This is a genomic window from uncultured Bacteroides sp. (genome assembly GCF_910586915.1).
Classification (GTDB): Bacteria; Bacteroidota; Bacteroidia; order Bacteroidales; family Bacteroidaceae; genus Bacteroides.
In genome coordinates this window covers 1-12,656 of sequence record NZ_CAJULN010000061.1, presented here as the reverse complement: position 1 = coordinate 12,656, position 12,656 = coordinate 1, and the positions used below count along the sequence as shown (strand labels likewise).

Here is a 12,656-nt window from a genome sequence, read left to right as displayed (position 1 = left end):
GGTTGAAGGTGTTGGGGTCGGAGTCGCCGTATCCCCACTCGCGGTCGTTGAAGGTATTGAGTCCGAAGTGGACAAAAGCGTAGGTTTCCATCTTTTGCCATTCCACTTGTTTGGCTTCGGGAACGGGAAGGATGGCTTCCGGAGCTTTCACCGAGCTGCAGGCGCTCCATAGAAGCGCTCCTGCACAGAGAATGAGAGAGTGTTTTTTCATGGGGTAATGGTTGGTAAATGATTAAAAAGATAAATTTCGTCAAAGAGTGATACCGAACACAAAATAAGCCTGTTCGGTGTAAGGGTTGGCTATCAACTTACCGAATACGGGCAAAGAGAAACCGGACGTTATCTTGATTTCCTTTGTTGCGGAGAGTCCGATGTTGACCACGTTGAATTTGTCCGAATAGAAACTCTCCCACGGTGTGAAGCCGGCTTCAATGCTTAATTCTACCTCTTTCACGCTGAACGGGTAACTCAGTTCGCAATAGCTCGACCAAGCGCGTTTGCCGTTCTCCCGATAGTCGTTTCCGCCAAATGTGGTGTACCAGTTTACCGATAGCGGGAATTTCTCGCTCAGCCTGTATCCGGCTCCTATCTCAAAAGTGTGTCCGGTAGTGTGCGGGTTGTAGTTGAAGTATTTGAAAGGTTCGTCCTCGGTCTGTATGAAACAGTTGTTGGCGTACAAAGTTAGGTTTTTATATTCGTATTCCAATGAAAGGTCTATCTCGTTGTTTTGGTTGCGGAATTCGGTCGACCCCCATACGTAGGCGGTCAGTCCTTTCCATTGGAGACTGAGCGAGGGTTGCACACTCGCATTGCCGCTATCTATTCCACGCCAGATATAACTGCTTACAAAGTCGGCATTTACAAAAACTTCCTGCGCCTGCGCGAAGGCTGTAAAAAATAAGATGATAATAAGTACAATCTGCTTTTTCATTTTATCGGTTGCATTACTTTTTTATTTTTGAGGGTGTAAAGATACGCAATATCCGCATAAATGAAGGTAGACGGGAGAGAAAAAGAGGTTGTGCTTCACACACAGAAAACACAACCTCTTTCTCTATTTATGTGTTAAGCTAATGTTACCATCCCGGATTTTGTGGCAACAACTGCGGATTTCTTTGAAGTTCTCCTGTCGGGATAGGATAAAGATACAACTTATCTTCCCAAGTACGGCTTTTTCCTTCTTGATACGAAAGGTCCGGATTTGTATAGTTAGGATATACGATGGCAAGTTCGCCGTCAGGTTTTTTCTTACCTACGTAAGTCCGTACATTGTTTAATACTTTACCGGCTTTCCAACGTTTCAAATCTTGGAATCTGAACCCTTCGCCGGCCAATTCAATGCAACGTTCGCGGCGGATTTCCTGCAATACAGGGCTTAGATTGTATCCCCAGTCGGGCCAATTTGGGTCGTTGAAACCTACGTTTACTGTCAGGTGCGGCATACCGACGCGGTCTCTTAGCTGGTTGATGGTATTGTCCAGATCCGTGTCGGTGATAGTACCCAGTTCTGCTTTGGCTTCTGCATTTATCAACAGGGTTTCCGCATAGCGGTAAGCAATTCCGTCGAAAGAACTTTTCATGTATAGTGCTTGGGAATAAATGGGATTGAAACCTTTAATGGGTCTATATCCGGTGAAACAGTGTTGGGTGATAAATTCCTCTTCGTTCACGATGAAAGTAGAATCTTTCAAGTCGTCCGTTACGGTAATCGGGAAATCATTGGTAAGAATCATCTGTTTCAGACGCGGGTCACGGTTGGCAGTCTCCTTTCTCATGGTTTCGTCTCCCTGATATTTGTTGCTCAGTGCAATAGGAAGTCCGTCTGTACATAAAAAACTTTCTACGAAACTCTTGGAGAAACCGCATCCGGCTTCACGTCCTGCGGCTGCCATATTGTGTTCGCGTACATCTGCCTTATAGTCTACGTAAAGGACTGCTTCTTTCAAGTCACTCTTGTCGTCTATGCGATACAAGTTGAAATAGTCCTCTTCCGGATGTCCCGTCTTATATATTTCATATTTCTTTGACTTGATAAGCATTTCGCTTTCTTGAGCTGCCATTTCCAGCCACTTATTGGCTTCCGAGCTATATCCCAGTTCATCGTGGTATTTGTAGTGAGTACCTTCGTTCAGGCAGAAACGTGCCTTTACGTGTCGGGCGATGTCTTTGTTCAGGCGGTTGGCTTCTTCACTGCCTGCTTCCGGTAGCCATTCGATGGCAAAATCCAAATCTTTGATGATGTTTTGGAACACTTGGTTTCTTTTCATTTTCGGTCCGTACAGTTCAGCATCGCTTACATTTAAGTCTACCTCTATCCAGGGTACATCACCCAAAAGTTGAATTTTTTTAAAATACTCCAAAGCACGGAAGAAGCGCATTTCGCCTACATAGACGTTGACATCTGCTTCGGCGGCTTGTACACCTTGATAGTGTGTCATGAAGTAGTTGATGTTGCGTATATTCTGCCAGTTTCCTTTCTGCCATATTCCTCCTTCGGTGGGCACTACATACTGTCCCCAAAGGAAAGAGTTGATATTATTGGGCACTTGTATGTCGCTGTCTGTATCGTCCAATACACTCACTCCTCCCGGTATCAGGCCATAGAAGGCGTTGGCATAGGTTTTCAAGTCGTTCACTGATATCCAGAAACTCTGGTCGTTTAAACTTTGCGGGCTTCTTTCCAAAAAAGAGTCATTACAACTTGTCAAGGACAAGGCTGCCGCCATATAAAATATATATTTCAGTTTCATAAAATTTTTATTGAAGTTAGAATACAACATTAAGTCCCAAAGAGAGTGATCTCTGCTGCGGATATTTGTATGGGTCGTCGAGTTCCGGGTCGAATCCTTCGGGCGTATGCTTGAAGGTCAGCAGGTTTTCTCCTGTAAAGTAAACACGGCATTTCTGTATTCCCCACTGCTTGGTAAGGTTAACAGGCAATGTATAGCCCAATGACAATGATTTCAAACGCAGGTAAGATGCATTGAGTAGATAGCGTGTCTGGCTCTGTCCCAAAGCCGAACCACCGTTGAAACGTGCCACTGGAAGCCATGCTCCTGTATTGCTTTCGCTCCAGTAGTCGTTGCCCACAGCAGTGGGAACCTGCCACATACTTCCATATTGCCATTTGAAGGTGTGGGGAAGCATCAGGTCGCGTTTGCCGATACCCTGGAAGAAGATTCCCAAATCAAAACCTTTCCAGTCGCCCGAGAGATTGAATCCATAGCGGTAGCGTGCTTTGTTATTACCGATAATTTTCATGTCACCAGGGTTATTTACCGTGTTTTCTCCGTTGTCTATTACGTTGTTTCCGTCAATATCGATGAATTTGATGTCGCCGGGCACTTTGCTGATACCGCCGTCCAGTTTTGACTGGTTGGGGGCTGAGGAAATTTCGTCAGCCGACTGGAATAAGGTAGATTCATATCCCCATATTTCGCCTATTATCTTTCCTACGTAATGTGCAGAAGACAAAGATTTGGTCGGGTTGTCGTATTTGGTGATTTCTGCCTGTGTGTCGGAGAGGTTGAAACCGATGCTATAGTGTAGTCCGTTGTCCAATTGGTCGTTCCAGGTCAAAGCCAACTCCCATCCGCGTGTCACCATATCGGCTGCGTTTTCCGAAGGTTCGTTCATACCTAAGATATTGGGCAATATTTTACCTGGCCCCAACATATCGGTTGTTTTACGCTGATAGTAGTCGAATGTACCTTTCAAGCGGTTTTGCAAAGTGCTGAAATCAATACCTAAGTCCCATTGAGTAACTTTTTCCCAAGTTACGGAGTTGCTTACCAATCCGCCGGGCAATACATATTGCGGTTGTTTTCCACCCATTATATATCCTAAAGTTCCCGGGCTGTAGTTAGACAAGTAGGCATACCATCCGTTGTCCAGTGCTTGGTTTGCCAAGCTACCGTAAGAAGCTCTTATTTTCAATTCATCGAAGAATTCGTTGGTAGGCTGCTTGAACCAGCTCTCTTCCGAGAGTCTCCATCCCAAAGAGAAAGAGGGGCTGAATACAGCACGGTCATTCTTGGGAAACTTGGAAGATAAGTCGTAACGGCCGTTTGCTTCGAGCAGATAGCGGTCGGCAAAACTATAGTTTATGCGGAAGAAGCCGCTTCGTGTAGCCCAACTTCCTTCTGAGTTACTTACACTTTTCTCTCCGGTAGCGGCACCCATCGAAGGGAGGTCGTTGGAGATAAGTTCGGTACGTCCTGCCGAAAAACTGCGAATGTGTTTCGTTTCCTGGTTGTAACCGACCATTGCTTTGAAGTAATGCTTGCCCGTAGTAAACTCATAGTCGCCAAATAGATTGAAGGCGTTATAAGTATCGTTCGACTGGCTTTCTGAAACATTGTTCGGTCTGGAGTGTTGGAATACTTGCAGGAATTTGCCGTCTATTCCATACTCGTTGAATGTTTTCCGGTGGTTTTTGTTATGTTCCGCATAATAATTGAAAGTATAGTCCATGTTGATGGTCAGTCCCTTCAATGGGGTAAGTTTTAGGGCAAGCGTATTCCAATAGTCGTTTTTAGTGGTTTTGCGCGAACCCATTTCGTCCAAAACAGCGGCGAAGTTGGTATAGTTGCCTTGTCCTGCCCAGTTTCCATCAGGGTGTTTCACTGGCATCAACGGCTGGGTATCATTGCCAATCCAAGATTCTCCGTGTACGGCATCCTGTGCCAATCCGTTCAATTCTGTACGGATGTAGCTGGTTTTCATTGACACGTTCATCCAATTATTGATGTCGTAATTGATGTTGTTCACCATATTGAATTTGCGGAAACCCTCATTGCCATAACGCAACAGCGAACCTTGGTCTGTATAACCGACAGAGGTGTAATACGTTGCCTTGTCGCTACCACCGTTAATGTTCACATTGTATTTTTGAACGGGATAACTTTTCTTATACATTTCTTTCATCCAGTCCGTATTGCCGCAATAAGCATATTTGCCGGCTTGGCAGTTTCCATATTGCCAACTGCTGGGGTCTGTTGCTATAAATACCGGCAAGTTGTTTACTGGGTCATTGAAATACGCCTGAATATGCTCCATCTCTTCTTGGCTGAACAAATTGCGGCCGCTGGTTGTATTGTTGGCTGCATTCATCCAGTTGGCATACTCTATGGAATTCATGTATTCCGGACGGGTTGTCGGGCTGTTGAACGAAACAGAAGCATCGAAAGATACTTGTGTAGGTAGGTTTTTGCGGCCGCTTTTCGTTGTGATAAGGATTACACCATACGCTGCACGTGCTCCGTAGATAGAAGCGGAAGCGGCATCTTTCAATATGGATACACTTGCCACATCCTGTGGGTTAATCAAGTTCGGGTCCATTTGTACTCCGTCTACCAATACCAACGGGCTACCTCCATTGATAGACGTCTCACCACGAACGTTGAACGTAGAACCTTTTCCCGGCTGTCCGCTGGTAGTGATGTTCAAGTTAGGAATGGCTCCTTGCAAGCCTTGTCCTAAATTGACAATAGGACGGTCGGCCAACACTTTGTCATCCACTGCCGAAACAGCACCTGTCAGATTGGCTTTCTTGACAGTAGCATAACCTACCACTACTACTTCATCCAGTGTTTTTGTGTCTTCTTTCAGTGTTATTTTCAACGGTTTTCCATCCCATACGATTTCCGAGTCTATATAACCCACATATGAAACGACAATGACATCACCTTTCTTTACGTTGGGGATACTGAAATCTCCGTCGAGTCCGGTGATAGTTCCGTTGGTCGTACCTTTGACAATAACCGATGCACCGATGATGGTTTCACCGTTTTGGTCTACAACGATACCTGTACAAACGTTATTCTGTTGTACAGCATACATTTTCGTAGTTTCTGTGTAAGGTGTAGCCTGAATATATCCGGTAGAGAATCCGGATAAAAGCAGCATTGCACTTACTAACTTCACTCGTTCTTTTTTCATAAATACAATATTAAAGGTATATAAAAAATGATTTAAACTTAATTGTAACTTGCCTTGTTAATGAAAGTTTTATTTTTCCATCATATCGATTTTAAGTTAATAGGTTAATGATTTAGCTGTTTTTTAAAGTTTATTTTAGAACTTGTTGGCAAAAGTATAAAATAATATTTAATGTGCGGATATATTTAGCGAAATTTTTTAAAATTAATTTCATCCGTTTGAAACTGTATATCGGATTGCGGGATATTTTTGGAGAGAGAAGTAATGTTTTCGGTTGAGAGATGCGGCAGATTTGCTTGCCTTTACCGGTTGAGTTGATGATTTCTTCCTTATCAGTTACGCTCTTCTTCCTTATCTATTAGGCAAATCAACCCAATGAATTGTCCGAATATACTTGTGCAACCGACCGAATGGACAAGAGTAACTATGCTGTTGCACTTGTCCATTCGGCCGATTGTACAAGAGTATTTGTATACTTGGTTATTGAATAGGAGTATAAAGGATGTTTTTCCCCCTATAATACTTTTAAAAAACACAATTTTGTCCGAAGAGGGTCTGCCGGGGGGAGACAATCCGTGTATTGGCATTCCCCTCTTCGGAGAGTTGTTTATCGGATACCTAATTTCTTGGCGATTTCCTTAGGCAACGCATCTTTATGGACAACGATGTTCATCGTCTTGTAAGCTACGAATGCTTTGGAAGCATACCAGATACCTTTGTATTTGCCGGATGTACCCCAAGAGTTCTTCACCATGAAGTATTCCTTTCCGTTTTGGTCTTTGGCAATACCATAGATAAGCATTCCGTGGTCGTCGGTTGTTTCCCAGTTGTCGAAAGCGATTTGGCGCATTTCCTGTGTGATGTCTTTTTCGGGGAAAGGTTTGGTGAATAGTTCTCTGCGTTTGTCGGCGGCAGTCAGACCGGTCCAGCGAGCCATATCGGAGCCCGACAGTTCCGATTCTTTGGCTGCATCGGGCATAACGGCGATACCGTCGCGCGAGAATCCTTGTTCGCTTACGTCGCTACCCCATGCAAAGGTATAACCTTTCTTTACGGCGTTGTCCATCACTGCCATAAATTCGTCGATGGGGAGGTTGTAAGAGAGACCGTTGCGCCAGTTGTCCTGGATTTCGATAGAGAACTGCGAGTAGAACGGATGGTGTGTGTAGGAAGTCAGCGATACATAGTCTTCGGGGTTGAAGCCGAGCGACTCAACGAATGACTGGGGCGTGTATTCCTTGCCCTGGTATGTGAAACTTTCGGGACACTTGCCGAGGTAAGTATCATAGATGGCGCAAAGGCCGTTTTTCCATACGGGAGTCAGTTTCTTGAGATTACCTTTGGCAATGGCATTGACATATCCTTCGGCAACAGCGTCGAGTTCGTTGTGTACGTGCATGGAGTCACCATACATGATACCCGGCATTACTTCCTGGGGTACGATACCGTAGTGTTTCAGACAGTAGATTACATCGTAGAAACTTCCGCCGGGAGAGAAAGAACTGTCGCCGTGGTAGCGTACGTAGTTTGCACCACGGTCTTCCATTGTCTTGTGCACAACGAACATTTCGGCCAAATCGTGTTCGCCTTTGCCCATACGGAGAAGCTCAGCTTCAACAAAGCCCAGTCCCGAGAAGCTCCAGCAAGTGCTCGAACGGTTTTGGTTCTTGATAGAAGTAATCGGGTTTTCTTTCACTGTCGTGAATACAAATCCCTCTTGGGGTTTTGCGTCTTGTGCCATTATGCTCAGGCTGCATAAGCCCAAGGCAGCGATAAGGATACTTTTTTTCATGCTTGATGATATTAATATTAAATTTGTTTTGGGCGCAAATATAAGGATTCCTCTTCTGAAAACCATCCGTTTGTCATCAATTTGCATAAAAAAAAGAATGAATATTATGATATTTCGTCAGGATGTTTAAAGATTTGCTACTTTTGTCTCTTAATAGGGGAGGTAAAAATGAAGAATTTGAAAATAGACGAATTTACCGGTTTGGTGTTGGAAGGCGGGGGAATGCGCGGAGTGTTCACTTGCGGGGTGCTCGATTATTTCATGGATCATGATATTCTTTTTCCTTATGCGATAGGAGTGTCGGCAGGTGCGTGCAACGGGTTGTCGTATGCTTCCCGCCAGCGTGGTCGTGGCAAGTACAGCAACATCGACCTGATGGAAAAATACAATTATATCGGTCTGAAGTATCTGTTCAGGAAACGGAATATACTCGACTTCGACTTGCTGTTCAATGAGTTTCCCGAACATATCATTCCGTATGACTATGAAACCTATTTCGCTTCGCCCGAACGCTTCGTGATGGTGACCACGAATTGCCTGACGGGAGAAGCCAACTACTTTGAAGAGAAAAAAGACAAGAACCGGGTGATTGACATTGTCCGTGCTTCCAGCAGCCTGCCTATTGTTTGTCCCATCGCTTATGTGGACGGTATTCCGATGCTTGATGGGGGAATCGTAGACTCTATTCCTTTGCAGCGTGCCATTTCCGACGGTTACACTCGCAATGTCGTTGTGCTCACCCGTAATCGTGGTTATCGGAAAGACTCGAAAGATATTCGCGTTCCGTCATTCATATACCGTAAATATCCGAATTTGCGCGAAGCGCTGGGGCGTCGTTGTGCCGTGTATAATGAACAGTTGGAAATGGTGGAGCGTATGGAAGACGAGGGAAAGATTATCGTTATCCGTCCGTTGAAACCTGTTGCCGTAGACCGCATCGAAAGAGATGTGCGGAAGCTGACGGAGTTTTATCAAGAAGGATATGAGTGTGCAAGAGTTTTATTTGAGGAATAAACGGCCTTCATTCTTCTTTTATTGAATGGCGGATAGGACAGTTGTTTTTTACTCTGAGTTTGTTGTATATTGTTCGGCAGCCCTTTTTAGTTTCTTGCCCATCAATTCTATCAATGTCTGCGGATACAGAATTTGTATTCCGTCGGCATATCCGAAGAATACCCGTTCCAGTTCGTGGTTGACGACTACTTCAATTTCTAGTATGATGCTTCCGTCGGTTAATCTTTCTATCAATTGCTGACTGCGGTGTATTGGTTTGGTTATGATGTAAGGCGCTTCGTCAGCCTTTACTTTGAAACCTACTTTTTCCGCTTTGCTTCCTGAGTTCTTGGTTACTCCGACAAGGTCGTCAAAGAATGTGTTCGGATCGAAGAATGTATTTCTTATGTAATGTTCCTGTGGCAGAACTTCCAGTGATTGTATTCTGTCCAAAGCCAAATTTTGCAATATACGTCCGCTTTTCCTTACTCCATAAACGAACCACCAGTTGCGATATTCTTTTAATAGATAAGGATAAAAAATAAAGCTGTTGGCCGAGCGTGCCTTGAACGAACGATATTTGAGCTGTATCGGGTGCTTGTTTACAATCGCGTGATAGATCGTATCCAGATAATCCAGTCCTTTCAATGATTCATTCTTTTCAAAGTCAATGACAGGAGTGGTTTTCATTCGGGCAGAAGCGACATGGTCTTCCAGGCGGTTGATAATATCGCTCATTTCTTTGAAATGGGAGAAACCTTTAAACTGCCTCAACACTTCCACGGCTTCCGACATCGTTTTCAGGTCTTGTTCGTTCAGCGGAGTTTGTGTAATGCTGTATTCCGGGTCTTCGTATTTATAGTATTTATTTTCGTACACCACAATCGGAGCGTTATAACCCAGCTTCTCGCTGCGCATCATCTGTATATCCATCTGCACGGTACGTTTGCTTATTCCTTTGTCGATGCCTTCATATTCGTAAAGGGCATCCGAACAGGCGTCCATCAAATCTTCCAACGTCCAGCGTCGGTAAGGATTACGCAGACAGTTGTCAATTGTTTTATAACGTATCAAGGCATTTCTATTGGCCGGCATAAGCAGAAGAATAAAGATTGGCTTCAAAAGTAGAAAAATAAATTCAGGAAAACAAACCGATACAAAATACATATGTGTAATGTCCGTTTTATTCTTCTTTTTTTGTAATTTTGGCGGACAATATAAAACTTAGTACGATATGGCAAAGAAAAATAAGACCGCTAAAAGTGCGAAAGAATCAATAAATAAGGTATCCTATCATTATCGACCGGACAATATGACTTTGCAGGAATGGCAGATTGCTTTGCGCAGGCAGGCGGCAATGAAAGAGAAGTTTGCCATTTCCGAACATAACAGGAAGGAGTACCCCGGCTATTATAACGTGGTCAATTCCGTAACCCGTAACGAATATAGGGTGGTATACAGAGGGCAAGATAGTCCGTGGAACTACTGCTCATGCATGGATTTCAAGACAAGCCAATTAGGTAGCTGTAAACATCTGGAAGCTGTGAAACTCTGGATTGAAGACAATCATCGCAAAGTATGCCGGGACATTCCGCCTTATACATCCGTTTATTTGTCTTATCAGGGAGAAAGAAAAGTATGTCTGCGGATAGGGACAGACAATCAAGAAGAGTTTCGTCGCCTGGCAGCTCCTTATTTTACTCCCGATGGAGTAATGCGCCCTGAAGCGTTGGATTCGGTTACCGAATTTTTTCGTGATGCCGTGCGGTTGAATAATACATTTCGCTGGTATCCGGATGCTTTGGGGTTTATTCTTGAGCAACGCGACCAGCGGAGACGCGTACAACTTTTACCTGAGTATGCTTCCGATACAGTCTTGGATAAGTTGTTGAAAACCAAACTTTATCCTTATCAAAAGGAAGGTATACGTTTTGCCTTTCGTGCAGGAAAGTCTGTTATCGCTGATGAAATGGGCTTGGGAAAAACAATCCAGGCCATTGGAACGGCAGAACTGATGAAAGCTCACCATTTCATATCTTCGGTTCTCATTGTATGTCCTACATCATTGAAATATCAATGGAAAAAAGAAATAGAACGTTTCACGGACTCCAAAGCAATTGTTGTAGAGGGCAATCATCTGGTGAGAAAGAAACTCTACGAAGCGGAAGAGACTTATAAAATAGTTTCTTACAACAGCATTTGTAATGATATAAAGATTCTCAAATCTTTGCATACCGATTTCCTCATCATGGATGAAGTGCAACGCCTGAAGAACTGGAACACGCAGATATCAAGAAATGCCCGTCATATCGAATCGGAATATGCAGTAATTCTTTCGGGTACTCCGCTCGAGAATAAGCTGGAAGAGCTTTATTCAATCATGCAGTTTGTTGACCAGTTCTGTCTGGGGCCTTATTATCAGTTTATCGATGAAACGGTGGTCAAGTCGGATACCGGTAAGGTGGTCAGCTATAAGAATTTGAATGCCATTGGCGAACGGATGAAGAATGTGCTTATCCGGCGCCGGAAAAAAGACGTGGCTCTTCAGTTGCCGGGGCGCATGGATAAAGTTCTGTTTGTCCCCATGACCGAGCAACAACGGGATATGCATGATGAGTATCAGAACATGGTAGCCCAGTTGGTGTATAAATGGACAAGGACGCGTTTCCTGAGTGAAAAAGACCGTAAGCGTTTGTTGATGATGCTCAGCCAGATGAGAATGATATGTGACAGTACTTACATTCTCGACCAGAAAAGTCGTTATGATACGAAAGTAGAAGAAACGATGAATATTCTGAAGAATGTTTTTGAGAGCGGAGACGAGAAAGTTGTGATTTTCAGCCAATGGGAGAGGATGACGCGGCTTATTGCGAAAGAACTCGATGAATTAGGGGTCCGTTATGAATATCTTCACGGTGGAGTGCCTTCCGAAGCCAGAAAGAATTTGGTGGAGAGCTTTACCGAACTGCCGGAGAGCCGTGTATTCCTGTCGACAGATGCGGGAAGTACCGGACTGAATCTTCAGGTGGCCTCGATATTGATTAATCTTGATTTGCCTTGGAATCCGGCGGTTCTCGAACAACGCATAGCCCGTATTTACCGAATTGGGCAGAAGAGAAATATCCAAGTGATTAATCTTGTTGCCAGCCAGACTATTGAAGAAAGGATGTTGTCGACATTGAATTTTAAGACTTCTTTGTTCGAAGGTATTCTGGATAATGGGGAAGATACCATATTCTTGGAAGACAGTAAGTTTGATAAGATTATGGATTCTATCAAAGTGGTGGCTGATGCTTCTTCTGAGATAGCGGATGATAACCGTGCGGACGGCAGTAACATTGATTGGGATGATAAGGAGGAGAATATCAATCAAGTGGCTGATGATGAAAAGGTAGTAAAAGAATTGGTAGAATCGCCGGAAGAGGAAGCCATTGAGCAAGTAAGGCCGTCGGTCATATCGGAACAGATGGAAGAGGCTTCGGATTCATCTGTCAGTGACGCCGAAGAGCATCCGGAACGATTGGTTCTGCAAGGACTTTCTTTCCTTAGCGGTTTGGCTCGTACGCTCAGCTCGCCGGAGGCTACTCAGAAATTGGTGGATTCTATAGTCGAAGAAGATAAGGAGACCGGACAGACCACGCTCCGGATTCCTGTGCCTGATAAAGAGAGTGTGGCGGGTATTCTGAATCTGTTTGGGAAGTTGCTGACAGGTGCGGGGAAATAAGTCTTAAGAAAGAAAAACAAACTGTGTCAGGAGCCTGCTGACACAGTTTGATTCTGTTTTATACTTGAGAATCTATCTAAACATATTTAATTGATTAGATGTAATCTTCGATACATTTAATCTCATCTTTCCATTTTTTAAGTTCTTATCACCTACAAAATTATATAGAAAAATCGAGTTTTTCTACACCGGCCCAATAAAAACCGA

At 44.0% G+C, this 12,656-nt stretch carries 7 protein-coding genes and 1 pseudogene; 2 read left to right on the top strand and 6 right to left on the bottom strand.

Features of this window, described 5'->3' with window-relative positions; translation table 11 throughout:
- The 5 genes and pseudogenes from QZ331_RS13545 to QZ331_RS13525 form a co-directional block, all read right to left on the bottom strand.
- A pseudogene (locus QZ331_RS13545) lies at nt 1–211 on the bottom strand (glycoside hydrolase family 29); the annotation flags it as partial.
- 39 nt (nt 212–250) lie between these two features.
- Nucleotides 251–931, bottom strand: coding sequence for a hypothetical protein (locus tag QZ331_RS13540; RefSeq protein WP_294631169.1), 681 nt, complete (start codon nt 929–931; stop codon nt 251–253).
- Between the two features lie 145 nt (nt 932–1,076).
- Nucleotides 1,077–2,750: a RagB/SusD family nutrient uptake outer membrane protein gene (locus tag QZ331_RS13535; protein ID WP_294631167.1), complete on the bottom strand. Its 1,674-nt coding sequence runs from the start codon at nt 2,748–2,750 to the stop codon at nt 1,077–1,079.
- A gap of 16 nt (nt 2,751–2,766) precedes the next feature.
- Entirely contained in the window at nt 2,767–5,940 is a 3,174-nt protein-coding gene (locus QZ331_RS13530; RefSeq protein ID WP_294631165.1) for a TonB-dependent receptor, read from the bottom strand.
- A 607-nt stretch (nt 5,941–6,547) separates the two neighbouring features.
- A complete protein-coding gene (locus tag QZ331_RS13525; protein WP_294631163.1) occupies nt 6,548–7,732 on the bottom strand; it encodes a C1 family peptidase in 1,185 nt (394 codons plus the stop codon).
- 168 nt (nt 7,733–7,900) lie between these two features.
- Between QZ331_RS13525 and QZ331_RS13520 the strand changes: the two genes are divergently transcribed.
- Nucleotides 7,901–8,746 carry a patatin family protein gene (locus QZ331_RS13520; RefSeq protein WP_294631161.1) on the top strand — a complete coding sequence of 282 codons (846 nt, stop codon included), beginning with the start codon at nt 7,901–7,903 and terminating at the stop codon, nt 8,744–8,746.
- A gap of 48 nt (nt 8,747–8,794) precedes the next feature.
- On the opposite strand, the gene QZ331_RS13515 is transcribed toward QZ331_RS13520, so the two are convergent.
- Nucleotides 8,795–9,820, bottom strand: a complete 1,026-nt coding sequence (locus tag QZ331_RS13515; RefSeq protein ID WP_294631159.1) for a WYL domain-containing protein — start codon at nt 9,818–9,820, stop codon at nt 8,795–8,797.
- A gap of 139 nt (nt 9,821–9,959) precedes the next feature.
- On the opposite strand from QZ331_RS13515, the gene QZ331_RS13510 reads away from it, so the two are divergent.
- Nucleotides 9,960–12,449, top strand: a complete 2,490-nt coding sequence (locus tag QZ331_RS13510; RefSeq protein ID WP_294631157.1) for a DEAD/DEAH box helicase — start codon at nt 9,960–9,962, stop codon at nt 12,447–12,449.
- Nucleotides 12,450–12,656: the final 207 nt, after the last annotated feature.